Origin of the sequence: Tatumella sp. JGM118, assembly GCF_018257515.1 — a bacterium.
Taxonomy (GTDB): Bacteria; Pseudomonadota; Gammaproteobacteria; order Enterobacterales; family Enterobacteriaceae; genus Tatumella; species Tatumella terrea.
Genome location: NZ_JAERJR010000005.1, coordinates 129,907 through 155,489 on the forward strand (window position 1 = coordinate 129,907; position 25,583 = coordinate 155,489).

Annotated in this window: 22 protein-coding genes; 7 read left to right on the forward strand and 15 right to left on the reverse strand. The window is 54.1% G+C overall.

What is annotated here, in order from left to right; genetic code table 11:
- Positions 1-13: 13 nt before the first annotated feature.
- The 12 genes from JK223_RS07560 to ligB form a co-directional block, all read right to left on the reverse strand.
- Positions 14-967, reverse strand: coding sequence for an SPFH domain-containing protein (locus JK223_RS07560; RefSeq protein WP_212713579.1), 954 nt, complete (start codon positions 965-967; stop codon positions 14-16).
- 25 nt (positions 968-992) lie between these two features.
- On the reverse strand, positions 993-1,433 hold the full coding sequence (locus JK223_RS07565; RefSeq protein ID WP_212713580.1) for an NfeD family protein: 441 nt from the start codon (positions 1,431-1,433) through the stop codon (positions 993-995).
- Between the two features lie 160 nt (positions 1,434-1,593).
- On the reverse strand, positions 1,594-3,705 hold the full coding sequence (locus tag JK223_RS07570; RefSeq protein WP_212713581.1) for a peptidase domain-containing ABC transporter: 2,112 nt from the start codon (positions 3,703-3,705) through the stop codon (positions 1,594-1,596).
- Positions 3,698-4,990: an HlyD family secretion protein gene (locus JK223_RS07575; protein ID WP_212713582.1), complete on the reverse strand. Its 1,293-nt coding sequence runs from the start codon at positions 4,988-4,990 to the stop codon at positions 3,698-3,700. The genes JK223_RS07570 and JK223_RS07575 overlap by 8 nt, the downstream gene beginning before the upstream one ends.
- A 115-nt stretch (positions 4,991-5,105) precedes the next feature.
- Positions 5,106-5,327: a hypothetical protein gene (locus tag JK223_RS07580; protein WP_212713583.1), complete on the reverse strand. Its 222-nt coding sequence runs from the start codon at positions 5,325-5,327 to the stop codon at positions 5,106-5,108.
- Positions 5,328-5,746: 419 nt separating this feature from the next.
- On the reverse strand, positions 5,747-6,967 hold the full coding sequence (locus JK223_RS07585) for an MFS transporter (protein ID WP_249213526.1): 1,221 nt from the start codon (positions 6,965-6,967) through the stop codon (positions 5,747-5,749).
- 133 nt (positions 6,968-7,100) lie between these two features.
- Complete coding sequence (gene phoU, locus JK223_RS07590) at positions 7,101-7,826, reverse strand: phosphate signaling complex protein PhoU (protein ID WP_212713585.1); 726 nt, start codon at positions 7,824-7,826, stop codon at positions 7,101-7,103.
- A 73-nt stretch (positions 7,827-7,899) separates the two neighbouring features.
- Entirely contained in the window at positions 7,900-8,673 is a 774-nt protein-coding gene (gene pstB / locus JK223_RS07595) for a phosphate ABC transporter ATP-binding protein PstB (RefSeq protein ID WP_212713665.1), read from the reverse strand.
- A 52-nt stretch (positions 8,674-8,725) separates the two neighbouring features.
- Positions 8,726-9,613, reverse strand: a complete 888-nt coding sequence (gene pstA / locus JK223_RS07600; protein WP_212713586.1) for a phosphate ABC transporter permease PstA — start codon at positions 9,611-9,613, stop codon at positions 8,726-8,728.
- Positions 9,610-10,572, reverse strand: a complete 963-nt coding sequence (gene pstC, locus JK223_RS07605; RefSeq protein WP_212713587.1) for a phosphate ABC transporter permease PstC — start codon at positions 10,570-10,572, stop codon at positions 9,610-9,612. The genes pstA and pstC overlap by 4 nt, the downstream gene beginning before the upstream one ends.
- 74 nt (positions 10,573-10,646) lie before the next feature.
- Positions 10,647-11,690 carry a phosphate ABC transporter substrate-binding protein PstS gene (pstS, locus tag JK223_RS07610; protein ID WP_212713588.1) on the reverse strand — a complete coding sequence of 348 codons (1,044 nt, stop codon included), beginning with the start codon at positions 11,688-11,690 and terminating at the stop codon, positions 10,647-10,649.
- A 402-nt stretch (positions 11,691-12,092) separates the two neighbouring features.
- Positions 12,093-13,802, reverse strand: a complete 1,710-nt coding sequence (gene ligB / locus JK223_RS07615; RefSeq protein WP_212713589.1) for an NAD-dependent DNA ligase LigB — start codon at positions 13,800-13,802, stop codon at positions 12,093-12,095.
- A 236-nt stretch (positions 13,803-14,038) separates the two neighbouring features.
- On the opposite strand from ligB, the gene gmk reads away from it, so the two are divergent.
- The 7 genes from gmk (at position 14,039) to JK223_RS07650 (ending at position 23,237) form a co-directional block, all read left to right on the forward strand.
- Positions 14,039-14,662, forward strand: coding sequence for a guanylate kinase (gene gmk, locus JK223_RS07620; RefSeq protein ID WP_212713590.1), 624 nt, complete (start codon positions 14,039-14,041; stop codon positions 14,660-14,662).
- A gap of 54 nt (positions 14,663-14,716) precedes the next feature.
- Positions 14,717-14,992 (forward strand): DNA-directed RNA polymerase subunit omega, encoded by a 276-nt coding sequence (gene rpoZ / locus JK223_RS07625; protein WP_025901579.1) that lies wholly within the window; start codon positions 14,717-14,719, stop codon positions 14,990-14,992.
- Between the two features lie 21 nt (positions 14,993-15,013).
- A complete protein-coding gene (gene spoT / locus JK223_RS07630) occupies positions 15,014-17,131 on the forward strand; it encodes a bifunctional GTP diphosphokinase/guanosine-3',5'-bis pyrophosphate 3'-pyrophosphohydrolase (RefSeq protein WP_212713591.1) in 2,118 nt (705 codons plus the stop codon).
- A gap of 4 nt (positions 17,132-17,135) precedes the next feature.
- Positions 17,136-17,846, forward strand: coding sequence for a tRNA (guanosine(18)-2'-O)-methyltransferase TrmH (gene trmH, locus JK223_RS07635; RefSeq protein ID WP_212713592.1), 711 nt, complete (start codon positions 17,136-17,138; stop codon positions 17,844-17,846).
- Positions 17,843-19,921 (forward strand): ATP-dependent DNA helicase RecG, encoded by a 2,079-nt coding sequence (recG, locus tag JK223_RS07640; RefSeq protein ID WP_212713593.1) that lies wholly within the window; start codon positions 17,843-17,845, stop codon positions 19,919-19,921. Before trmH ends, recG begins: the two co-directional genes overlap by 4 nt.
- Before the next feature lie 84 nt (positions 19,922-20,005).
- Entirely contained in the window at positions 20,006-21,394 is a 1,389-nt protein-coding gene (locus tag JK223_RS07645; protein ID WP_212713594.1) for an NCS2 family protein, read from the forward strand.
- 166 nt (positions 21,395-21,560) lie between these two features.
- Positions 21,561-23,237 carry an AsmA family protein gene (locus tag JK223_RS07650; RefSeq protein ID WP_212713595.1) on the forward strand — a complete coding sequence of 559 codons (1,677 nt, stop codon included), beginning with the start codon at positions 21,561-21,563 and terminating at the stop codon, positions 23,235-23,237.
- Positions 23,238-23,294: 57 nt separating this feature from the next.
- On the opposite strand, the gene fabY is transcribed toward JK223_RS07650, so the two are convergent.
- The 3 genes from fabY to JK223_RS07665 are packed head-to-tail and all read right to left on the reverse strand — an operon-like array spanning position 23,295 to position 25,580.
- Positions 23,295-24,236: a fatty acid biosynthesis protein FabY gene (gene fabY, locus JK223_RS07655; protein ID WP_212713596.1), complete on the reverse strand. Its 942-nt coding sequence runs from the start codon at positions 24,234-24,236 to the stop codon at positions 23,295-23,297.
- Between the two features lie 55 nt (positions 24,237-24,291).
- Complete coding sequence (gene dtd, locus JK223_RS07660) at positions 24,292-24,732, reverse strand: D-aminoacyl-tRNA deacylase (RefSeq protein ID WP_212713597.1); 441 nt, start codon at positions 24,730-24,732, stop codon at positions 24,292-24,294.
- Positions 24,729-25,580, reverse strand: a complete 852-nt coding sequence (locus tag JK223_RS07665; RefSeq protein ID WP_212713598.1) for a virulence factor BrkB family protein — start codon at positions 25,578-25,580, stop codon at positions 24,729-24,731. Before JK223_RS07665 ends, dtd begins: the two co-directional genes overlap by 4 nt.
- Positions 25,581-25,583 lie beyond the last annotated feature (3 nt).

Here is a 25,583-nt window from a genome sequence, read left to right on the forward strand (position 1 = left end):
GGCCGGTGTGTTTTCAGGAAGAGGGCCGGTTCCGTGACGGGGTATCTGCCGCCGCTTCGGCACCGACGGACATCAGCGCACCGGCATTCAGTAATCCCCCTACGGCTTGTGCCAGATCCGCTGGCATGGCGACAACCTTCGTATTATTACTTTTTGAAAGATCCCCAAGCGTCGCCACATAATTGTTTGCCAGCTGGAATGACATCGCCTCATGCCCTCCGGCGGCATTCAGCGCGTTTGCCAGTTGTTCCGTGGCTTTTTTCTGTCCGGCAGCCAGCGTTTCAATCGCCTCAGCTTCCCGTCGGGAGGCTTCAAGCTTCGCTTCGGCATCCAGGATCATCGCCTGCTTTTTCCCTTCAGCTTCACGTATCGCCGCATTCTTATTCCCTTCGGCCCGGGTTTCCGTCGCTTTACGCTCCCGCTCTGCGGCAGCCTGTTGTTCCATCGATTTACGCATCGAATCTGACGGTGTAATGTCCTGAATATCAACGGTCCTCAGGATCAGCCCCCAGTCATTCATCTGCTCTTCCATATTCGCCCGCAAGGTAATAGCCAGCTGATCACGGTTAGATAACGTATCGTCCAGATTCATTCCCCCGACCGCATTACGGATGGTGGTCATTACCAGGTTCTGCACGGCAGCACTGTAACTGTCGACGCCGTAGGCGGCTTTATTCGGGTCTGCAATACGGATAAAGCAAATGGCATTGACCCCCACCGTCGCATTATCTTTGGTGATCCCTTCGATACCTTTTACTTCAAACATCTGATCTTTCGCCGACATTTTATAGGCGACGACATCCAGAAAGGGGATCAGGATATTCAGCCCCGGATTAAGGGTACTGTGGTATTTCCCCAGGCGTTCCACAATCCACTGATCGGCCTGCGGAACTATACGTACGCATTTAAATAACGTAATCGCCAGTAAAATAATGATTAAACCCGATGCAATCAGTCCCGGTGACATAGCGCCCCCTCCCTCATGTAGTAACTTAGATAACTGCGACCTTTACCTGTCCTTCGCCGGCCATCGCGACCACCTGCACACGTGCCTGACGGGGTAAAGCTTCATCACTGATACAGGGCCACTCCTGACGTCCCTGAACCGGTTTACTCAGTAGCAGTTTTCCGGTTTCTCCCGGCACCAATGCCGACGCCAGAATCCCCTGCTGCCCCACCAGCGGTTCCGCGAGGTACTTCTCGGGCGGACTACGGATCCAGCGAACCCAGATCCAGGCACAAAGCAATGACGCCACCACCCAGATAAGTAACTGCCCCGCCAGGGATATCCCCGGAACGATTAGCACGATCAGCGCCGGCACCATCGCGGCAATGGCCATCCAGAGACCAAAGAAGGTGACCGTCATCAGTTCGGCCAGCGAAAAAATCGCGGCGATGGCTACCCAGAACCAGAATATTGTGGTTATTTCCATATCTCCCCCTGCTGAAAATACCGGATCCTGTGATGTCCGCGACCCGGTTCAGCGCAGCGATAGGCCTGCGACTGCTGGCGTTATCTTGCCTGAAAAAAACGCAGAATTCATAACTCATCGTAAATTATGAGGGACAGGGCCGTTTACAGACCCCGGAGCTTCAGGAGGCGGCGCGTGACAGCTCAATCACCCGGTCAGCACTGGCGATGGTTGACGGGCGATGGGCAATAAAAATACGGGTAATTTTTAATTCACGGATAGAGGCATTGACCCTGGCTTCATTGTCAAGATCGAGATGGCTGGTCGCTTCGTCGAGGAACAGTATCGCCGGACGGCGATAGAGGGCCCTGGCAATCAGTAAACGTTGTTTCTGGCCCCCGGACAGACTGCCTCCCAGTTCACTGACCAGTGTTTCGTACCCCATCGGCATCTGCATAATTTCATCATGAATATGGCTGCTTTGCGCACAGGAGATGATGCGCTCCGGGTCTCTCTGCTCACTGAAGCTGGAAATGTTTTCGGCAATGGACCCGGCGAATAATTTATCCTCCTGCAACACACAGGCAATGCAATCACGATAATTATTCAGCCCGGCACCGCTGATATCGATTCCGTTAAAAAGGACACTGCCGGTGTCGGATGACAGTAACCCGCTCATCACTTTCATCAGTGTGGTTTTACCCGAACCGGAAGGCCCCGTGATGGCAACACTTTCCCCGGCGGTGACCAGAAAGCTGACACCAGAGAACACAGGCCGGCTCAGTTTGTCATACTGGTAGCCCAGATCCCTTACCTGCAGGCTGGCCGCTTCTTCTGGCGGGCAGAGCCTTCTGGCAGGCTGAAACACCTCGGTATCATGCAGGACAATATCGGCAATCCTGTCGTTATGTAACGCCAGCATTCTTAACTGCAACAACATGTCTATCAGCGCCGAAGCCCGTTCGGAAAACTGTCCGCGATAGGCATTAAAGGCCACAAACATGCCCAGCGTCATCTGCCCGTCAATCACCATCGATGCTCCCAGCCACAGGATAATCACCTGATCGAGGGTCGAGATCAGCGCGTTAACTCCGCCGAATAACATATCAAGACGGGTCATGCGGATACCGGCGTTTGTCGTATCAATATTCAGGTTAAGCCAGAATCTGGAACGCATTTCTGTGAGTCCCAGCACCTTTAATGTACTGATCCCGTAGAGCGTCTCCATAAAATGCGACCCGGCACGGGCCTCTTTGACAATATGCTCTTCCTGAGCCTGACGATAGCGCTGATAAGTCGACAGACGTAATACCATATAGATCAGCGTAAAACCGAGCACGACAAAAATTAGCCAGCCACCGTACAGCAGCATCATCACGAACACACCGACGGACACGATAACATCAATAGTCCCGCTCACCAGGCTACTGGTCAGGGTAGAGCGGATAATATCCAGCGATGAAAACCGGGACTGAATATCACCGAGTTTACGTTTTTCAAAGTAAGCCAGCGGCAGCCGGAGTAAGTGGTCCATCAGTCCGGTTTTCCACTGAATATCAATCAGTGACTGCATGACCAGCGATGTCCAGGCCCGCAGCATGCTGATAAAGGTGCGGAACAGGATGAATGTCAGCAGGCCGAGACAGATCAGACCGAGCAGATCATGATCCCGGGCAATAATGACATGATCCATCACCAGCTGAGTGCCCATCGGGATCAGTATATTGACGGCTTCGACCAGCAACGATAAACAGAAGATCCGGATCAGAAAACCCGGTAATCCGCTGATATTTTTCATCAGTGATCGCAGGCTCAATTTTGAGCGGGCTTTGACCGGAATAAACTCACTATCCGGCCAGACTTCCAGCGCCACCCCGGAGAAATGCCGGGAGATTTCGGTCAGGCCGACAACTCTACGGCCGAAAGCCGGGTCATGAATAATAAAACGCCCCCTTCTCACCGCCACCAGCACCACAAAATGGCTCATATCCCAGTGCAGCAGGCAGGGCCTTTTCAACTGGCCGATTTCATCAATATCCAGCGACAGAGGACGCGTTTTTAAGGACAATTGCCCGGCGATATGAATGATCGTGGCGAGGGTGGCGCCATGCGAAGAGATACCAAAGCGACGACGCATATTGAGCAGGTCGATGTCCATCCCGAAGTAACGACACACCATGACCAGACACGCCAGCCCGCATTCAGAAGCCTCCGTTTGCAGGACCCGGGGGACCCGTCGCCAGGGGGAAAGCTGGATCCGCCGGATGATGTCATTAAATAATTCATTATTCATGTAAAGGCCCGCTCAGACTCCGCCTGATATCGTAATAAGGTGCCAGGATCCATTGATATAATGGCCGGCTTTCCAGGAACAACGTGGTCTCTGCTTTCATTCCGTTAGACCAGCTCATGGGTTTCCCCTGAAACCTGAAGTCTCCGCTTTCAAGCGCCACCACCGTCTTGTAATAGGACCGGGTGATCCCCTGGCTGGCACCGGGCACACTGCTGCTATACATCGCCAGTTCTTTCTGTCCGGCCGGTATTTGTGAGACTGACCTGATTTTTCCGGGGAACTGCCCGAATTTTTCAAAAGGATAGGCTTCAAAACGAAGATTCACGCTATCCCCCGGAGAGACATACGGCAGGCTGCTGTCCGTCAGCCAGAGGATCAGTGAAAATTCAGGGTCTCCGGCCGGCATCACCTGCGCCAGGCTGTCTCCGCCTGAAACCATCTGCCCCACGGTATACACCATGTTTTCGATAGTCCCGTCTTCCGGGGCATTAATAATTAAGGTGCCACTGGCGTTTACCTCGGCCAGCTGGCGTTCAAGCTCACTGCGCTTTAAAGCATACTCCGCTGACTGATTATCAAAATCGGCCGCTTTCATAGCGATGTCTGTTTCCAGATTGATGATCTGCAAACTCTCCTGGATCGCCTGTGTATTCAGACTCTGCCATGCCGATTGCTGCTGGTAGAATAAATAGCGCTGGTTATTAAACTGCTCTTTATTAATTAATCCCCGCTTCAGATAATCATCATAGTTACCCATGCTTTTTTTCATATCCTGCAGCCCGCGGGTGGAACTGCTCATTAATTCCAGAGAGTCTTTATGGGCTTGTTTATATTTCTTAAGCTGTTGCTCAAGGTTTTCCCTGGCGGAAATTTTATTACGGTTAATGGTTTTTATAATTTCATCAATCAGTACCAACTGTTGTTTAATGGCTTCCACGCCACGCAGGCTGACATTACCATTCAGGGTAGTTTTACTGACATCGATCTCATATAAAGGCTGTCCTTTCCTGACACGTTGCCCGGTATTAAAATATTTACCGGAAATCACGCCCTGCCAGGGAGCATAGATCGTGATAGCCTGTTTCTGAGAGATGATTTCGCCCGTTACATTGACTCTGCGGGTATATTCACCCAATAACACCCCGCCGATAATGACAGAAAAAAAGAAGACAGAAAAAAGTATCACCAGCCAGGCCGGACACGCTGAAATAAGCAATGCCTTACCGAGCCACTGTGTTCTCAGATGACGGAGAGCCTCCTCCCTGAAAATCGAATTTCCTTCCATGGGTTCCACTATCACCTTAAGCACTGACGGAGCCATCCCCTGAGGATGCCCGGACCTTTTCACCTTCCCTTAAAAAAGGTGCCAGATCCCTGGCACCTTTGGGTATAGTCAGTGACTATTTATCGCGTAATAATTTAATCGCTGAGGTAATAAAGCTGTAGGCAGATTCGATAGTCAATCCGAGGCTACTTCCTACGGCAGAGGCGTTTTCTACCGAATTCTTCAGACCCAGTAACTTCATTGCCCCCCCGAGAGTCGAACCGATATTACCCAGGGAGTCTGCCAGAGCACCAGCACCGGAAACGCACTCCACTTCAACATGTGTTAGTTCTTTCATAGATTATTCCTTTTTATAAAAATCCCTAAGATATGAAATACGCAAGGATATACGACACCGTAAATTATCAACCGGCCGGCCTGTGATCACTTGCGCACAGGAAATATACCTGAGGAGGATTTTAATGCAATATTCCTCTTAAGACGCATCAGGAAAGCAATAAATATATTTAGCGGATAATTAAGAATTATACGGAAACAAAAAAAGGAAAGATGATTAAATATTGTCATAGAAAGAAAATAAACGGCATGATTATTTCATTAAAACCGATAATATCCGTAATTAGAAATTCTCTGGCCGTTAATTATCAGAATATTTCACCCGGGGTGATATGATTCAACGGATATCCGGAATCATACCCACAACGCTCGCTGCGGCGCGCGGGCCTGACAGCATTCCCCGCCAGACCCGCCACTGTGTCAGCCTATGGCCCCCAGGGCGTCATCTTTCCCCTGGCTCCGCGGTAATAAAAACAGGGTTGCCAGAACATCCACCACATAGATCAGTGCCAGCAGAGTAATCGCCGCCGTGAAAGACCATTCTGAGGCGAGCGAACCAATGACCAATGGCCCCAGGCCCCCGACCGCACGGCCGGCGTTAAATAAGACATTCTGCGCTGTGGCCCGGGCGGCCACCGGATACGTATCAGAGATCAGTGCCCCATACCCGCCAATCATTCCGTTCACGAACATCCCCATGACCGCGCCGGCCAGCAGCATCAGCGTGGGATCGGTGAGCCTGGCATATACCACGACCATGATCACCGCCCCCAGCTGATAGACGATAAAAATTTTCCAGCGGGAAAAGCGGTCGGCCAGCACACCAAATAATCCGATGCCCAGTGTCATACCTATGACGGTGACGGCTGTCCAGATCCCCGACTTTGTCAGCGTGAAACCAAAATTTGCCGAGAGATAACCCGGCATCCAGATCATCAGTCCGTAGTAACCAAAGTTTTGTACGGAGCAAAGAATAAAGATGCCGATGCTGGCTTTTGCCGTCCTGCTATCTTTAAAGAGTAGTTTCAGACGAGACGTAAACGCGAGCGGCGTGGGAGCGACCTCCTGACGGGTAAATGCATCAGGTTCACCTAATCCATGACGGAGAGCGAAAGAGAAAAGTGCCGGAATCAATCCCACCAGAAACATGCCACGCCAGCCAATATGAGGCAGTAGCAATGGCGTCAGCACCGCAGCCATCAGTACACCTGCCTGCCAACCAATGCCGACCCAGGCCGAAGCGCGGTTACGTTTGCTGGCCGGCCAGACCTCAGCAATAAGCGCCATGCCTATCCCGAACTCACCCCCGAGTCCGACCCCCGCCAGTGTCCGGTAGACCAGTAAATCCGGATAACCTCTGGCGACAGCACATAACCCGGTAAATACCGAGAACATCAGAATAGTGAGTGACAATATTTTTATCCGGCCGAAACGGTCACTCAGATGACCAAACAGGATCCCGCCCAGCACCGCGCCTATCAGAGTCCAGGTCACCAGAGACCCGGCCTGTGAATAGTTGAGCGATAACGATAGGCTGATCGCCGGTAACATAAAGCCGAGGATGAGCAGGTCGAACCCATCCATCGCATAACCACTGATCGCCGCAAGCATTGCTTTCGCTGGCGTCACTCTTTTTTTCATACGCACGTGTGTATCCATCTTCAGGGGAGGCATTCAGGTGAGGGAAGTATAAAAAGGATGACGTCGACAAGCTATGGATAGATTAAAAAGACCCCCGCGGCTGCCCGGGCGGACAGCCGCCGGATACGACGGCTTATTCCGGGAGATCATCCCCGGCTAATAACTGGTCCAGCTTGTCACCTCCCAGGTGACGGAAATCCTGACCTTTGACAAAGTAGAAAATGATTTCGCAGATATTCTGGCAACGATCACCAATACGTTCGATAGCCCGGGCACAGAATAGTGCCGTCAGTACGCTCGGGATGGTCCGTGGATCTTCCATCATATAGGTCATCAGCTGGCGGATAATCCCTTCATACTCTTTATCCACTTTTTTATCTTCGCGATAAATCTGTACGGCGGCGTTAAGATCCATACGGGTAAACGCATCCAGCACATCGTGCAGCATCTGTACCGCATGACGACCAAGAGACTCCAGGCTGACCAGCAGCGGCTGGTGATTCTGACCGAATTTCTCCAGCGCCGTACGGCTGATTTTTTCGGCCACATCGCCAATCCGTTCCAGCTCGGAAATTGTCTTAATGATGGCCATCACCATCCGTAAATCGCTGGCCGTCGGCTGACGTTTAGCAATGATCCGGACACAATGATCATCAATATCGACTTCCATCATATTCACTTTCTGGTCGTCATTAATGACCCGTTGTGCCAGTTCACCGTCCATATTTTGCATGGCCGTGATCGCATCGGTCAGTTGCTGTTCAACCAGCCCCCCCATAATCATGACCTGGGTCCGGATATGCTCCAGCTCAGCATTAAACTGCCCAGAAATGTGTTTATTTAAATTCAGACTATCCATGGTGTTCTCCAGTATCGCAATCGCTCTCTGTCACACAGAGGGTGGCAAAGGGTCGGGGCCGCAGAGCCGGGGCTCAGCCATAACGGCCTGTAATATAGTCTTCCGTCTGTTTCCGGGCCGGTTTCGTAAACAACGTATCGGTATCACTGAATTCGATCAGTTCGCCCATATACATAAAGGCGGTATGGTCAGAACACCGCGCTGCCTGTTGCATATTGTGGGTAACAATCACAACGGTGTAATCCTGTTTTAATTCACTGATCAGCTCTTCGATACGTCCGGTAGAAATCGGATCCAGGGCCGAGCAGGGTTCATCCAGTAACAGAACCTCCGGGCGGATAGCGATACCACGGGCGATACACAGACGTTGCTGCTGTCCCCCGGACAGGCTATAGCCGCTCTGATTCAGCTTATCTTTGGTTTCCGTCCACAATGCAGCTTTGGTCAGAGCCCATTGCACACGCTCGTCCATTTCGGCACGGGACAGCTTTTCAAATAAACGAACCCCGAACGCGATATTATCGTAGATAGACATCGGGAAAGGCGTCGGTTTCTGAAACACCATACCGACACGGGCACGTAACAGCGCGATATCCTGGCTATTTTCGAGAATATTTTCACCGTCCAGCAGGATTTGTCCTTCGGCACGCTGTTCCGGATAGAGCTGATACATTTTGTTCAGCGTACGCAGCAGCGTTGATTTGCCGCAACCGGAAGGCCCGATAAAGGCAGTCACTTCATTACGTGCAATATCCAGATTAATATTTTTCAGCGCGTGGAACTTACCGTAATGGAAGTTCAGATCACGTACCTGAATTTTTGCTGCCGCTGCATTCATTTGTGCCATATTCATGCTTGGTCTCTCTTATCCCGGCGCCGCCTGAGCCACGCCGTAAAAATTAGTGTTTACGCTTAGAAAAAATGACCCGTGCCACGATGTTCAGCAGTAAGACACACAGGGTAATAATCAGCACGCCCGCCCAGGCCAGACTCTGCCATTGAGAAAAAGGGCTCATCGCAAATTTATAAATGGTCACCGGCAGGTTAGCCAGAGGCTGCATCATGTCGGTGCTCCAGAACTGGTTTGACAGCGCGGTAAACAGTAAGGGCGCTGTTTCGCCGGCAATACGGGCTATCGCCAGCAATACCCCGGTGATAATTCCTGAGACGGAGGCTTTCAGGGTAATGGCCAGGATCATCCGCCACTTCGGCGTCCCCAGGGCGTAAGCGGCCTCACGCATCGTATCCGGCACCAGCTTCATCATGTTTTCTGTGGTACGGATAACAATCGGCACCTGTAACAATGCCAGCGCCAGCACACCCGCCCAGCCGGAGAAATGATGCATCCGGGCAACAACCAGCGTGTAAACAAACAAACCAATCACTATGGAAGGCGCTGACAGCAGGATATCGTTGATAAAACGGATAACCTCTGCCAGCAGTGATTTGCGCCCATATTCGGCCAGATAGATCCCTGCCAGAATCCCCAGCGGGGTACCGATCACCGTCGCCCACAGGATAAGCAGGCCACTGCCAGTCAGTGCATTCGCCAGCCCGCCGCCATCAGTATTCGGCGGAGGCGTCGACTGGGTAAACAGATCCAGCGACAGCCCGCCCACGCCGCGAGACACCGTCGTCCAGAGGATCCATACCAGCCAGAACAGACCAAAAACCATGGTGAGCAGTGAAAAAAAGATCGCTACCTTATTTTTCAGGCTGCGGCGTGACTGCATTTTACGGCGGGATGCCGCCAGCGCGGCCCGGGCGCCGGAATCCAACGTCGTCATGAACGGCCTCCTTCACTTTTCGCCAGGCGAAGTATCATCAGTTTGGAAATCGCCAACACAACAAAAGTAATGAAGAACAGAATCAATCCAAGCTCCATCAATGCGGCCACATGCAAGCCGGAGGAGGCTTCCGCGAACTCATTCGCCAGCGCAGAGGTAATGCTGTTACCCGGCATATAGAGCGAGGCGCTGTCCAGCTGGTAGGTATTGCCGATAATAAAGGTAACGGCCATGGTTTCACCCAATGCGCGTCCGAGTCCGAGCATCACTCCCCCGATCACCCCGTTGCGGGTAAACGGCAGTACGATATTCCAGATCACTTCCCAGGTTGTACAGCCGAGTCCATACGCTGACTCTTTCATCATCACCGGGGTTTGTTCGAAGACATCACGCATCACCGAGGCGATGTAAGGGATGATCATAATCGCCAGAATCACCCCCGCCGCCAGGATGCCGATGCCGAACGCAGGCCCTGAGAAGAGCTGGCCGATAAAGGGGACAGAAGACAACAGGTCGCCGACCGGCGTCTGAAAATATTCGGCAAACAAAGGGGCAAAAACAAATAATCCCCACATGCCGTAAACAATACTCGGGATCGCCGCCAGTAGCTCGATAGCGGTGCCCAGAGGACGGCGCAACCAGCCCGGGGACAGTTCCGTCAGAAACAGGGCAATACCGAAACTGACCGGTACTGCAATCAGCAGAGCAATTATTGACGTGACCACCGTCCCGTAAATAGGTACCAGCGCACCGAACTGCTCGTTCGGGGCATCCCAGGTTTTATTCCAGAGGAAGGCAAAGCCGAATTTGTGGATGCTGGGCCAGGAGGAGATGATCAGGGAAACGATAATACCGCCCAGGAGTAATAACACGACCAGCGCGGCCAGCCTGACCAGCGCGCTGAAGAGGATGTCACCTTGTTTCCCGGGGGCTTTAAATGTCGGCTTTCTTTCCGCCATAAGAGTCTCTGCTTCACTATTAACAGGGCGGCATCAGCCGCCCGTGGGGTCACATGAGTTAACGGGATTAAGCCTTACTGGTACAGCGCTTTTCCGTTAGCATCAGTGATATTGGTTTTCCACGCACTACGGATTTCTGCGACAACAGAGGCCGGTAACGTAGCGTAATCCAGGCTTTCTGCGGTTTTATTCCCGTGGTTATAGGCCCAGTCAAAGAATTTTAACACTTCTGACCCTTTAGTGGCGTCAGACTGCTTTTTATAGACCAGGATAAAGGTGGTCGATGAAATCGGCCAGGCATCATCGCCTTTCTGATACGTCAGGTCCTGAGCAAACGTCTGTTTCCAGTCAGCGCCTTTCGCCGCGTTGCTGAAACTCTTCTCTGAAGGCAGGATAGCCTTGCCGTCTGCATCCACCAGTTTGGTATAGGTCAGGTTATTCTGTTTCGCATACGCATACTCAACATAACCAATGGACCCCGGCAGACGCTGGACGAAAGCGGCAACGCCATCATTCCCTTTACCGCCCAGTCCGACCGGCCAGTTGACGGTGTTCCCTTTACCGATTTTATCTTTCCACTCGCTGTTAACTTTGGACAGGAAGCTTGTGAAGACAAATGATGTCCCTGACCCGTCTGCACGGCGAACGACGTTAATATTCGAAGAAGGTAACTGAATGCCCGGGTTCAGTTTCGCGATAGCCGGGTCATTCCATTTTTTGATTTTTCCGAGATAGATATCACCGACGGTTTCACCGTTCAGCGTCAGCTCACCGGATTTAACGCCCGGCAGATTGACCGCCAGAACCACACCCCCGATCACTGTCGGGAACTGGAACAGACCGTGTTTTTGCAGATCAGTATCTGAAAGTGGTGCGTCAGAAGCACCGAAATCAACGGTTCTGGCAATGATTTGATTCACACCACCGGAAGAACCAATCCCCTGATAGTTCACCTGACTACCATTCGCTTTCTGGTAATCTGCAGCCCAGCGGGCATATACCGGGGCCGGAAATGTCCCGCCCGCGCCGGTTAAGTCGGTAGCTGCAAATGCAGAAACAGCGCTCAGAGACAATGTCGCTGCCAGTACCCGGGCAACAGTCTTATGCATCAGTGTCATATTCCCTCCGGGGGAGTGTATTTTCAGGCTCAATGCCAGTTTAAACGGGTTAATCATGCTGCAGGAGGCAAAATAGGACAGTTTAATGACATTAAAATGTCCGAATTATGACAGTTTTATGACAACCCTCCCCTCTTTTACCGGCGCAGGGCTACCGGACGGCACAGCGCCGGCGGCGAAACGAATAAAACGGACACGTCTTCAGGCAGCAACGGTCCCTTTTTTACGGTAACGCACCGCTGATATCAGGGGGCTGGCGGCCTCGGCTCCCGGCCGATACGCCCGGCAGGTGTCCTGTAACGCCCTTCGCGCCACCGAAAGAAGGCCCCCCTGACCGCAAACGTCAAACGGCGGTAAATCCGGGGTTGTCACACCTGAACACAAAAAAATGGCGGATGCCCGTCAGCCATCGCCCATCGGGGGTCCGGCGGACGTTACCTGCGTTACCGGTACCGTCTGCTGCTGTAAGAAGGTGAGTAACGCGCGGAACCGGGTATCCTGCAGTTGTGTGGTGATCCTCCTGGCCCGCTGTCTGCCGATACCGGGCAGAGACTGCCAGTCGGTCAAAGAACGATCTGACAGGACGGACAGCGCTTCATTATGTAAACGCACGGCGGCCTGACGGGGAACCGGAACCCCCAGCGCCTGTAGCCAGCGGATCGCCGGCCGTTGGCGGGTCTGACGGAATTGCCGGACAATAGCTGCCGCCCGCTCAGGGCTGAATCCGGCCTGCCTGAGCTGCGCCGGGGTGAACGACATCCATGATAAAAGGTGACTGAATGCCGGTACTGACAGCATCTGTTTCCAGCTGCCACGGCTGATCCCCTGAAGGTCCAGCCCCTGACGACCACTCAGCCCGCTCAGTCTGGAAAGAAATTGCTCACGACACACGGCCGTCAGCCGGAAACAGCTAAACTCATGAAAAGTGGTCTCTGATGGCGGGGATGGATAATGGCGCTCAGCCACCCGCCACACGACCCGGCGGATTGCAGGAACCCCCTGCCCGGCCAGCCCGATAATCACTTCATCCCCGGCAAGAATATCCCTGCGTCGCCAGGTCGCGACACTCCCCGCGCTGACGCGGCTGATGAGTTTATCGTCCAGCATTACCGGCTGCAGAGCCGCAATGACGGACACCTTGCCTGTCCGTCCGACCGTAAAACGGATCTCCCTGACCGCGGTACTGATTTCAGGGGGCGGATATTTCCAGGCCGCTGACCAGAGGTTATGACCGGGCCGCCATTGCGGCGATACCGCAGGAAGGGAATGGATCACAATACCGTCCGTGGTAAAGGGTAATTCGCTGCGAAACCAGCGATCACGCCACAGTTCGACCTCCTCTGCCGTTGCCACTTCCCGGCTCCATATCGCCGTCAGGGGAAATCCCCACTGCGACAGCTGTGCAAAGCGGGCCGGTAATGAAGGCGGCCCGTCCGGCCAGGCCCAGATAAAGATCCCCAGCCGCTGTCCCTCAGGAAGGGTTTCCTGACTGCGCATCAGTCCCGCAACCCGGGCTCTGTCTCCCAGCCCACCTTCCACCGCCCGCCGGTGCCGGTGGCGGGGTAAGAAAATCTCCCCCTGCAGGACGATGATTTCCGCCTCTGCCGGGATCGCCGGCGGAACCGAGGTAACCGCTAACGCTCTGGAAAGCCAGGGTTCGCCCTGCATACCATCCCCGCGACTGGTCACGGCAGATAACTTACCGTACCGGTACACCAGCGTGACCGCCACGCCGTCTATTTTAGGTTGTACCATGAGTGATTGTTTACCCTGCATCCAGCGGGAAACTGCCTGCTTATCTTTCAGCTTACGAACGCCGGTATGCGCGATGGGATGCGGCTGGCGCCCACCGGCTGCCCAACGAGGGATAACGCGCGAGGGCGGTAATCCGGCACATGTCTGCCAGGCCAGCACTTTTTCCGACAGCCGGTCATAGTCGCTGTCACTGACCGGTGACAGTCCCTGCCGGTAATAAGCATCATCCCACTGTCTGAGTTGTTGCTGAAGGCGGGTCACTTCAGTCAACGCCCGGGCGGCGGTCCATGACGGGCAGTCCGCCGCCATCACTGATAACCCCGTTAACCCGCAAATAATAAGTATGATCCTGAGCACAAGCCCACCTCCGGCTTCTGGTATGCCGCTTTTGGTACGGAGGTGCCACAGAACATCTTGTATTACCGGAGATTTATCACAAAGAAGCCACCGGTTATCCGTCTGCAGACAACGGAGTACCCGGCGGCCCCGCAAATAAATCTGTGGCTAAATGCAAGCAAACGCTGCGCCAGAGCGCCGGGGCGTGTATAATCATGAAAATATTGTCCCCGCTCTTTACTCAATTCAAGATAACCATGGCCCAAGGTACGCTTTATATTGTCTCCGCCCCTAGCGGTGCAGGAAAATCCAGCCTGATACAGGCGTTGCTGAAAACGCAGCCACTGTATGATACTCAGGTCTCCGTTTCGCACACCACCCGGGATATCCGGCCGGGCGAAGTCGCAGGCGAGCACTATTATTTCGTCTCTAAAGACGAATTCCGCGCCATGATTGCTGAAAACGCATTTCTGGAGTATGCCGAGGTCTTTGGTAACTATTACGGAACGTCCCGTAAAGCGATTGAGCAGGTGCTGTCGACCGGCGTGGATGTCTTTCTCGATATCGACTGGCAAGGCGCTCAGCAGATCCGCCGTCAGATGCCGGAGTCCCGCAGCATCTTTGTTCTGCCACCGTCAAAAGACGAGCTGGACAGGCGTCTGAGAGGCCGTGGTCAGGACAGTGAAGAGATTATCGAAAAGCGCATGGCAAAGGCTGTCGATGAAATGAGTCATTACGCAGAGTACGATTATCTGATCGTTAATGATGACTTTGATCTGGCTCTTTCTGACCTGAAGACCATTATCCGTGCAGAACGACTGCGTATTCGCCGTCAGACCGCACGACATGATGCATTAATCAGCAAATTATTGGCACACTGAACCGGGTTTCAGTATGATGCCCAGTCATTTCTTCATCTGTGGAGTAGCACACTTATGGCACGCGTAACCGTTCAGGACGCAGTAGAAAAAGTTGGAAACCGTTTTGACCTGGTATTGGTCGCTGCACGTCGTGCACGTCAGATGCAGGTAGGGGGCAAAGACGCCCTGGTTCCGGAAGAAAACGATAAAACCACGGTTATCGCTCTGCGCGAAATCGAAGAAGGGCTGATCACCAACCAGATTCTGGATGTCCGTGATCGTCAGGAACAGCATGAGCAGGAAGCGGCCGAACTTCAGGCTGTGACCGCGATTGCTGAAGGTCGTCGTTAATCTGACTGTTGCAGGCCGCCCTTGTATCTGTTTGAAAGTCTTAATCAACTGATTGAAAAATATTTGCCTGAGGATCAGATTAAACGCCTCAGGCAAGCCTATCTTGTTGCCCGTGATGCTCATGAGGGTCAGACGCGTTCCAGCGGTGAACCTTACATTACACATCCGGTCGCTGTTGCCTGTATTCTGGCTGAAATGCGACTCGACCATGAAACACTCATGGCCGCGTTATTGCACGATGTGATTGAGGATACCCCGGCAACTTACCAGGATATGGAGCAACTGTTTGGTCAGAGTGTCGCAGAACTTGTCGAAGGCGTATCCAAGCTGGATAAGCTGAAATTCCGCGATAAGAAAGAGGCTCAGGCAGAAAACTTCCGTAAGATGATTATGGCCATGGTACAGGATATCAGGGTCATATTAATCAAGCTGGCAGACCGGACACACAATATGCGAACCCTAGGTTCGCTTCGTCCGGACAAGCGGCGGCGTATCGCGCTGGAAACGCTGGAAATCTATAGCCCCCTGGCCCACCGGCTGGGTATCCATCATCTGAAAACGGAACTGGAAGAGCTGGGGTTTGAAGCGCTCTATCCTAACCGTTACCGGGTGATCAAAGAGGTGGTGAAAGCGGCCCGCGGTAACCGTAAAGAGATGATCCAGAAAATACTGGCCGAAATCGATGGCCGGTTGCAGGAGTCCGGGATCCCCTGCCGTGTCAGCGGCCGTGAGAAACATCTCTACTCTATCTATCAGAAAATGCATCTCAAAGAGCAGCGTTTTCACTCAATTATGGATATCTATGCCTTCCGCGTGATCGTGAAGGATGTCGATACCTGCTACCGTGTCCTCGGGCAAATGCACAGCCTGTATAAGCCTCGCCCGGGCAGGGTAAAAGATTATATTGCGATCCCCAAAGCCAACGGCTATCAGTCTCTCCATACGTCCATGATTGGGCCACACGGTGTCCCTGTGGAAGTACAGATCCGTACCGAAGATATGGATCAGATGGCAGAGATGGGGGTTGCCGCACACTGGGCCTATAAGGAACATGGCGAGAGTGGGTCCACCACCGCCCAGGTTCGTGCCCAGCGTTGGTTACAAAGTCTGCTTGAACTGCAGCAAAGTGCAGGGAACTCCTTCGAATTCATCGAAAGCGTGAAATCCGATCTGTTTCCTGACGAAATCTACGTATTTACGCCGGAAGGCCGTATTGTCGAACTGCCGGCTGGCGCGACACCGGTCGATTTCGCCTATGCCGTCCATACGGATATCGGCCATGCCTGTGTGGGTGCCAGGGTGGACCGACAGCCTTATCCGTTATCGCAGTCCCTGTCCAGTGGACAGACCATCGAAATCATTACCGCCCCCGGTGCCCGGCCGAATGCCGCCTGGCTCAACTTTGTGGTCAGCTCGAAAGCCAGGGCTAAAATCCGTCAGTTACTGAAAAACCTGAAACGCGAAGAGTCCGTCAGTCTCGGCCGCCGTCTGCTTAGCCATGCGCTGGGCGGCAGTAAAAAGCTGGCCGAAGTTCCGCAGGAAAATATCCGCCATGAACTGGAACGGATGAAACTGGCGTCTCTGGATGATCTGCTGGCAGAAATTGGCCTGGGTAATGCGATGAGCGTGGTAGTGGCGAAGAATTTACTGCCGGGTGAGCCGACAGAACATCTGCCTCAGGCGACCAGCAAGAAACATAAGCTGCCGATTAAAGGGGCTGACGGTGTGCTGATCACCTTCGCAAAATGTTGCCGGCCGATCCCTGGTGACCCGATTGTGGCGCATGTCAGTCCCGGAAAGGGGCTGGTGGTGCATCATGAATCCTGCCGTAATATCCGGGGTTACCAGAAAGAAGCAGAGAAGTTTATGCCGGTCGAATGGGATAAAGAGACCGGGCAGGACTTTGTGACAGAAATTAAAGTGGATATGCTCAATCATCAGGGCGCCCTGGCGAACCTGACCGCCGCGATCAATACCTGTCATTCCAACATTCAGAGCCTGAATACCGAGGAGCGTGATGGCCGTGTATATACTGCCTTTATGCGCCTCACGGTCCATGACCGTATTCATCTGGCGGATATCATGCGCAAAATCCGTGTGATGCCGGATGTGATTAAAGTCCACCGGAACCGTAACTGATCACATGAATGACCAACGTTTTTCCCGGATATCGGAAATGCTGGCCCGCCGCCAGCATGACCTGACGGTATGCATGGAACAGGTGCATAAGCCCCATAACGTTTCCGCGGTGATCCGCACGGCAGATGCTGTCGGCATCCATAATGTGCACGCCGTCTGGCCCGGGGATCGTATGCGTACCGCAGTGTCCTCTTCCGCCGGCAGCAACAGTTGGGTCAATGTCATTACGCACCGGACCATCGGGGAAGCGGTCAGTACGGTCAAATCGGCAGGTATGCAGGTCCTGGCCACCCATCTTTCCGGGAAGGCTGTGGATTTCCGTGATATCGATTATACCCGGCCCACCTGTATTCTGATGGGTCAGGAGAAAACGGGCATCACCCGGGAAGCCCTGGACCTCGCTGATCAGGATATTATTATTCCGATGCTCGGGATGGTGCAGTCACTGAATGTTTCGGTCGCCTGTGCACTGATCCTGTATGAAGCCCAACGTCAGCGACAAATCGCCGGAATGTACCAGCGTGACCACTGTCTGCTCGACGACGCTGAACAGCAACGCCTGTTATTCGAAGGCGGCTATCCGGTGCTGGCGCGGGTCGCGCGACAAAAAGGGCTACCTTATCCCCGGATCAACGACCAGGGTGAGGTAGAAGCCGATGAGCACTGGTGGTCTGCCATGCAGGCGACCGGCCACAGCCGAAAACGTAAAAAATGAAAGGTCGCCTGCTCGACGCTATTCCGCTGACGACCCTGACCGGCGTAGGCGCCAGCCAGGCGGAAAAACTGGCAAAGCTTGGGCTGCATACCTTGCAGGATCTCTTACTGCACCTTCCCGTTCGCTACGAAGACCGTACCCGCCTCTACCGTATCAATGACTTACTGCCCGGCCTCTGGGCCACCGTAGAAGGTGAGGTCCTGTCGACCGAAGTCTCCTTCGGGCGCCGCAGAATGATGGTCAGCCAGATCAGCGATGGCAGTGGCATCGTCACTCTCCGTTTCTTCAACTTCAATGCCGGTATGAAAAATGCGCTGGCAAAAGGCAGCCATGTGGTTGCTTACGGTGAGATCAAGCGTGGTCAGCGGGGGGCAGAAATTATTCATCCCGAATACCGTATTACCGGGCAACAGCAGGTGACCGAATTACAGGAAACCCTGACCCCGGTGTACCCCGCAACCGAAGGGATCCGTCAGGCGACGCTGCGTAAACTGACCGACCAGGCCCTGCAATTACTGGACAGCTGTCCGATCGATGAATTGCTGCCCGCTGAACTGCGGGGCGGAATGATGTCACTTGCCGATGCCCTGAAAACACTGCACCGGCCCCCGCCGGGATTACTGCTCAGTGATCTGGAGCAAGGAAAACATCCGGCACAACAGCGTCTGATCACCGAAGAATTACTGGCCCATAACCTGAGTATGCTGGCGGTACGGGCGGGCGCGCAACGCCATCATGCCCGGCCCATGCCGGCAGACCACCGCCTGAGCCGGCAATTCCTGGCCTCGCTGCCATTTGCCCCGACCGCAGCACAGGTGCGGGTGGTCAAAGAGATAGAGCAGGATATGGCTCATGACTACCCGATGCTGCGCCTGGTTCAGGGCGATGTGGGGTCCGGAAAAACCCTCGTCGCCGCGTTAGCGGCATTAAATGTCATTGCCCGGGGCTACCAGGTTGCGCTAATGGCCCCGACGGAACTGCTGGCGGAACAACATGCCACTAATTTCCGCCAGTGGCTGGCACCCTTGGGTATTGAGGTGGGCTGGCTGGCCGGTAAGCAAAAAGGCAAAGCCCGTCAGGCTCAGCAGGAAGCCATTGCCAGCGGTCAGGTCCCGATGGTCGTCGGCACCCATGCGTTATTTCAGGAACAGGTAAAATTTAACGGGCTGGCACTGGTCATTATTGATGAACAGCACCGGTTCGGGGTCCACCAGCGCCTGTCGCTGTGGGAAAAGGGAGAGCAGCAGGGGTTCCATCCTCATCAGTTAATTATGACCGCCACCCCGATCCCGCGTACGCTTGCCATGACAGCGTACGCCGATCTGGAAACCTCCACGATTGATGAACTGCCTCCGGGCCGTACGCCGGTCGCGACGGTGGCTATTCCGGATACCCGGCGTGAAGAAATCATTCAGCGGGTCGAGCAGGCCTGCCGGCAAGGGCGTCAGGCCTACTGGGTCTGCACCCTGATCGAAGAGTCTGACCAGCTGGAGGCCCAGGCCGCCGAAGCTACCTGTCAGGAACTGCAACTTGCGCTCACCGATATGAAGATCGGTCTGGTGCACGGGCGGATGAAACCTGCCGACAAGCAGGCCATCATGCAGCAGTTTAAAGATAATCAGTTAGACCTGCTGGTGGCCACCACGGTCATTGAAGTCGGTGTCGATGTGCCGAATGCCAGTCTGATGATCATCGAAAACCCTGAACGACTCGGGCTGGCCCAGCTGCACCAGTTACGCGGGCGCGTCGGGCGCGGGGCCGTCGCCTCTCACTGTGTTTTATTGTATAAATCGCCGCTCAGTAAAACCGCCCAGAAGCGTTTACAGGTATTACGCGACAGTAACGACGGGTTTGTCATCGCCCAGCATGATCTGGAAATCCGTGGCCCGGGAGAATTACTGGGTACCCGCCAGACCGGTAATGCAGAATTCAGGGTCGCCGATCTGCTCCGCGATCAGGCGATGATCCCGGCCATACAACGCATCGCCCGCCATCTTCATGAACAGTATCCGGCACAGTCCGCAGCGCTGATTGAACGCTGGCTGCCCGCCACAGAACGTTTTTCCCACGCCTGATTTTCTTCGCCCCGTTGGCAAACGTTTGCTTTTATCCGGCGGATAATTAAAATCGCTTTCTTTTATCTCGTTCAGGATGCCTTGATGTCTGCCCATGCCCCGTTTGACCGACAACCTTCCGGTTCTTCACACAGTGATCTGGTTTACCGTCTGGAAGACAAACCGCCTTTACCCCAGGCCCTGTTCGCGGCATTACAGCATTTGCTGGCGATGTTTGTGGCTGTGATCACACCGGCATTACTTATCTGTCATGCGCTCGGCTTACCGGCACAGGACACCCGGCATATTATCAGTATGTCGTTATTCGCGTCCGGTATCGCCTCGGTGCTGCAAATCCGCACCTGGGGTCCGGTAGGTTCGGGGCTGCTCTCCATTCAGGGCACCAGCTTTAACTTTGTCTCCCCGCTGATCATGGGCGGCCTGGCGCTGAAGCATGGCGGTGCCGATGTCCCCACCATGATGGCCGCCCTGTTCGGTACCCTTATGCTGGCCTCCTGTACCGAAATGCTGTTATCCCGCATCCTGCCATATGCCCGTAAGGTGATTACTCCCCTTGTCTCCGGGATTGTCGTGATGATCATCGGTCTGTCATTGATTCAGGTCGGATTGACCTCTATCGGGGGTGGCTTCAGCGCCATGAGTAACCACACCTTCGGGGCGCCTGATAATCTGCTGCTGGCCGGGGTCGTTCTACTGACGATTATCCTGCTTAACCGTCAGAAAAACCCGTATCTGCGTATTGCCTCGCTGGTGATCGCTATGGCTGTAGGCTATCTGCTGGCGTGGTGCCTGAATATGCTGCCGGTAACCGCCGCGGACCCGGACGCCCCACTGATCGCTGTGCCCCGCCCTTTTTACTACGGCCTCGGTATTGACTGGGATTTATTACTGCCCCTGATGCTGGTCTTTATGGTGACCTCACTGGAAACCATCGGCGATATTACCGCGACCTCAGATGTCTCTGAACAACCGGTCAGTGGCCCTGTGTATATGAAACGCCTGAAGGGTGGCGTGCTGGCAAACGGCGTTAACTCCTGTGTTTCCGCGCTATTTAATACCTTCCCTAACTCCTGCTTCGGGCAGAACAACGGTGTTATCCAACTGACCGGAGTCGCCAGCCGTTATGTCGGGTTTCTGGTGGCATTAATGCTGATAGTGCTGGGGCTTTTCCCGGCGGTCAGTGACGCCGTACAGCATATCCCTGAACCGGTGCTGGGCGGTGCCACGCTGGTGATGTTCGGCACGATTGCGGCCTCCGGAGTGCGTATTGTTTCCAGAGAGGCAATTGATCGACGGGCTATCCTGATTATTGCCATTTCACTGGCGGTCGGCCTGGGTGTCTCCCAGCAACCGCAGATCCTGCAGTTTGCTCCAGACGGGGTAAAAACACTGTTATCTTCCGGTATTGCCGCCGGGGGGATCACTGCGATTATCCTGAATCTGATTTTTCCTGCGGATCGGCAGAAACCTTAAGACCGCGCCCCGGGGCTGCTCAGACAGGGCAGCCCTGCCTTTCCGCCGACCGGAACGGAATTTTTTTTCGCCTTACGGTGTACTCCCCCCGTGATCACCGTTGAGGTCTGACACAAATTCAGGCATAACTGACCTTCGCTTACCCTCAGGACTCAGGACCGACACCATGAAATTTATTGGAAAATTTTTCCTGATACTGCTGCTAATCCTTTTACTTGTGCTTATTACTGGCTATTTTTTGCTGAAAAGCGCCTGGGGAGCAGCCACACTTAGTCGCTGGATCAGCGATGATACGGCATACCATCTCTCTATCGGCAGGTTACACCATTCATTCAGTGCACCGCTGGAAGTCACCTTAGACGACTTCAGCTTTGGCCATGATGGTCAGCCGGCACTGGTCGTCGCCGAGGATGTGACACTGGATCTGTCTCTGCTTCAGTTCAGCTCCCCTTCTCACTTCGATGCGATTACCCTGACTAACGGTGAAATTAATCTGGCGAACATTCGCCCCGGGACCGCTATCCCGCTACAGGCTAACCATCTCCGTCTGAACAATATCAGCATCGTTGAACCGGGCACCGGTTCCGGGTTTACCGCCCGTCAGATAATGGCAGATATTGCTCCCTGGAAGCCGGATACCAACAGTCTGCAGGGCGAACAGTACCACTTCCGGATGGGTATCGGACAGCTACAGCTGAACGCACAATCGCTGTCAAATATTCACGCCGAGGGCCAGGTGAATTCACAACAACTGACCCTGGAGAGTCTGGACGGGCAGGCTGAACGCGGAAGTTTCTCCGGGTCCCTGACGCGGGATGCCCGGGGTCACTGGCAGGTACAACAACTCTCCCTGCAGGATATCCGCTTCCAGACCGACAAAAACTTACCTGATTTTCTGGCGCCACTGGTCCGCCATAATATTCGCCCGGGGCAAATCAATGTCAGTCATGCCACTATCGTCGGGCCGGACTGGGCAGTCACCGATCTCAATATGCAGCTGGCCAATCCGCAATTACCGGCCACGGATCTGCTGACTCAGGGGGGCACGCTGAAATTCCAGGCCAGTGAACTGGTCTATGGCAATAATGATTTTGTGTCGCCGCAAGCCGAAGCCGAAGCCACCCCGGAGGGACTGCGGATAGACAGCATCAGTACACACTGGAAAAACGGTACCGTGAGCGCCAGTGGTGAGTGGCAGCGTGCTAACCGGCAACTGGCACTGAATAACCTGACCTTCACCGGGCTGGAATATACCCTGCCGCAGGACTGGCGTCAGTGGTGGATGGCGCCGCTGCCGGACTGGCTGGACTCGGTGATCGTTCATCAGCTGGCGGTGAGTAACTCACTGGTTATCGATATTAATCCCGCGTTTCCGTTCCAGATGACCGCCTTGCATGGCACCGGTCAGGAACTGTTACTGGCCAGAAATCATCAGTGGGGGATCTGGTCCGGGGACAGTGAATGGAAAGCGACCGAAGCCACGTTTAACCGCCGGGACATTAACGCACCGTGGCTGAAATTACATGCCGATGATCGGCAAATCAATATCAGTGATCTGAAGATGCTGGTCGATAATGGCCCGCTGATTGGCAGTGCTACCATCTCGCAGCAACCTTCCCGCGAGTTCAGCCTCAGCTTACAAGGGCAGTCGGTGCCGACCGACCTCTTTACGCACTGGGGCTGGCCGGCGACTTCTGCGGGTGGCAAAGGCAATGTTACGCTCAATCTGACCGGTAAGCTGCAGGCGGATCAGCCGCTTCGTCCGACCGTGAATGGTACGTTATACCAGAGCACCCCGGCAGGGGTACATCAGCAGTCCATGCAGGCGGGTGTGATTCGTTAACTCTCCACGGGCACGGGCACGGGCGCCGCGGCGGGCGCCCGTCTGGCCTGGCGTGACTCAGTTTATCCCTGAGCCACCTTCCTCCAGTGACCGCAGCGGATCGGCGGGCAGTACAATATAGACCCCCTCAAATACCGCACCGGTTTTTTCATCACCCTGCAGTTGTACATCCAGCCGGACCCGGGCTTTCCGCCCCCGGGCCAGCCTGTCCAGGTCTCCGCGCAGCGACCCTAATTCAGCCACCGCTCCCGGCCGGCCGGTAATGGCACTGTGGTAACGGATATGGGCATCGGCCAGTACGATGGTTCCCCCAAGATGACGCTCCCGCAGCAATAACCAGATCAACCCCCAGCCGGTTAAGGTCGCCAGCGAAAAGAGACTCCCCGCAAACAGCGTATGATGGGGGTTCTGATTTCCGGTTTCCGGCATCGTGGTACTGAACTGATGCCCGGTGTATTGCTGAATACGAACCCCCATTTTTTCACTCAGGGGAATATGCTGATACCAGGCCTGTTGCAGTTGCTCACACCAGTCCGCCCGGTGCAGAATATCGTCCATGCTGACACTGGGTTTTATCATCAGAAAATGGCGAACCGGTGTGGTCTGTGCCGCAAGAATTTCTCCCTGGTTGATGTAGCCCAGTTTGACGAAAAATTCGATAGCATCTTCACGGGCACTACAGGTGATTCGCTTTACGCCTTCCTGACGGGCGACGGATTCCAGCGTCATAATCAGCAGTGTGCCCAGCCCTTTTCCACGCAGAGCAGGATCTACCGCGATAAAGCGGATCGAAGCCTCATTATCGGCATTAATATACAGGCGTCCGACGGCTACCGGATGGTTATCTTCATCGACGACCATCTGGTGATGCGCGGTGGCATCCCACGCTTCGCGTTCGGAACCGGCCGGCTGATTTAAGGGTTTGCGTAACATTTCCCAGCGGAACTGAAAATATGCCTCCAGCTCTTCCGGCGTCCCGGGAACACGAAGGTGATACATAGAAGAATTCTCCCTGCTGACCGATCCATACACCGGCAAGGGGCCGGTATTTGTCTTATGACACCTGTAGCCAGAAGGTGACCGGGCCATCATTCACCAGACTGACCTGCATATCTGCGGCGAACTGGCCGTTTTCGGTGGTGACCCCCTGCTGACGGCAACATTCACTGAAATACTGATAAAGTGCCTGTGCTTTCTCCGGCGCTGCGCCCCCGGAAAATGACGGTCTCATCCCTTTACCGGTATCTGCCGCCAGGGTAAATTGTGAGACCACCAACAGACTGCCGTCAGCCTGCTGTAAATTCAGATTCATTTTTCCCTGCTCGTCGCTGAACACACGATAACCCAGTACACGTTCAGCCAGTCGCTGAGCTTTTTTCTCATCGTCCTCTTTTTCTACCGCCAGTAATACCAGCAGGCCTGCGCCTATCCGGCCGACGGTTTTCTCCCCGACGGTGACACTGGCCTGAGTAACGCGTTGTATTAATGCAATCATGCTGTTTCCGGCTCTTCTTTTTTGGATTGTTTCAGCTGCCGGTAATGCCCGATCGAGACCGTGATCTCCGCCCCCAGTAACACGATACACCAGGTCCAGTACATCCAGAGGATCAGGATCGGTATCACCGCCAGAACCCCGTAGATCAACTGATATGACGGGAACATGGTGACATACAGCGAAAATGCCTTTTTCCCCAGTTCGAACAGAATGCCGGCAAACAATGCACCGATAAACGCATCCCGTGAAGGCACCTCACGTGTAGGCACAATACTATACAACAACCAGAAGGCCAGCACAGAAAGCAGCAAGGGTAATAAGCGCAGGACAGGATCCAGCAGATGAGTGACCCCGGTATCATTGAGCCATTGCACAGAAAGAAGATATGAGCTCATGGCAAGGCTTGCCCCGGCCAGCAATGGCCCGAGGGTAAGCACCATCCAGTAGACGGCAAAAGAAAAAACCAGCGGCCGCTTTTTCGTACTTCGCCAGATGGTGTTCAGCGCACTGTCAATCGAATGTATCAGCAGCAACGCTGTGACGATAAGCCCGATGGCACCGACCGCCGTCATCCGGTTGACATTGGAAACGAAACGTTCGAGGTAATCTTCCACCACCGTGCCCGCGGCCGGGACAAAGTTATCAAAAATAAAATGCCGCAACTGGATACTGATGTCCGAAAACACCGGGAAGGCAGCAAACAAGGCAAAGACCACCGTTGCCAGGGGAACCAGTGCCAGTAACGAGACAAATGTCAGGTTCCCGGCATGGACGGTCATATTATCTTCGTCAATACGCCGCCAGAGCAGCGCCCCCCAGCTCAGCAAAAATTTTATCCGCGCCATCATGTC

Coding starts and splice junctions, on each gene's coding strand:
- pstB (WP_212713665.1), bottom strand. CDS start 8,673: ATGGCACAAATGAATGCAGCGGCAGCAAAAATTCAGGTACGTGATCTG.
- recG (WP_212713593.1), top strand. CDS start 17,843: ATGAAAGGTCGCCTGCTCGACGCTATTCCGCTGACGACCCTGACCGGC.
- JK223_RS07565 (WP_212713580.1), bottom strand. CDS start 1,433: ATGGAAATAACCACAATATTCTGGTTCTGGGTAGCCATCGCCGCGATT.
- JK223_RS07575 (WP_212713582.1), bottom strand. CDS start 4,990: ATGGAAGGAAATTCGATTTTCAGGGAGGAGGCTCTCCGTCATCTGAGA.
- JK223_RS07650 (WP_212713595.1), top strand. CDS start 21,561: ATGAAATTTATTGGAAAATTTTTCCTGATACTGCTGCTAATCCTTTTA.
- JK223_RS07585 (WP_249213526.1), bottom strand. CDS start 6,967: ATGAAAAAAAGAGTGACGCCAGCGAAAGCAATGCTTGCGGCGATCAGT.
- gmk (WP_212713590.1), top strand. CDS start 14,039: ATGGCCCAAGGTACGCTTTATATTGTCTCCGCCCCTAGCGGTGCAGGA.
- fabY (WP_212713596.1), bottom strand. CDS start 24,236: ATGTATCACCTTCGTGTTCCCGGGACGCCGGAAGAGCTGGAGGCATAT.
- JK223_RS07665 (WP_212713598.1), bottom strand. CDS start 25,580: ATGATGGCGCGGATAAAATTTTTGCTGAGCTGGGGGGCGCTGCTCTGG.
- trmH (WP_212713592.1), top strand. CDS start 17,136: ATGAATGACCAACGTTTTTCCCGGATATCGGAAATGCTGGCCCGCCGC.
- JK223_RS07580 (WP_212713583.1), bottom strand. CDS start 5,327: ATGAAAGAACTAACACATGTTGAAGTGGAGTGCGTTTCCGGTGCTGGT.
- rpoZ (WP_025901579.1), top strand. CDS start 14,717: ATGGCACGCGTAACCGTTCAGGACGCAGTAGAAAAAGTTGGAAACCGT.
- pstS (WP_212713588.1), bottom strand. CDS start 11,690: ATGACACTGATGCATAAGACTGTTGCCCGGGTACTGGCAGCGACATTG.
- dtd (WP_212713597.1), bottom strand. CDS start 24,732: ATGATTGCATTAATACAACGCGTTACTCAGGCCAGTGTCACCGTCGGG.
- JK223_RS07645 (WP_212713594.1), top strand. CDS start 20,006: ATGTCTGCCCATGCCCCGTTTGACCGACAACCTTCCGGTTCTTCACAC.
- JK223_RS07560 (WP_212713579.1), bottom strand. CDS start 967: ATGTCACCGGGACTGATTGCATCGGGTTTAATCATTATTTTACTGGCG.
- pstA (WP_212713586.1), bottom strand. CDS start 9,613: ATGACGACGTTGGATTCCGGCGCCCGGGCCGCGCTGGCGGCATCCCGC.
- JK223_RS07570 (WP_212713581.1), bottom strand. CDS start 3,705: ATGAATAATGAATTATTTAATGACATCATCCGGCGGATCCAGCTTTCC.
- pstC (WP_212713587.1), bottom strand. CDS start 10,572: ATGGCGGAAAGAAAGCCGACATTTAAAGCCCCCGGGAAACAAGGTGAC.
- phoU (WP_212713585.1), bottom strand. CDS start 7,826: ATGGATAGTCTGAATTTAAATAAACACATTTCTGGGCAGTTTAATGCT.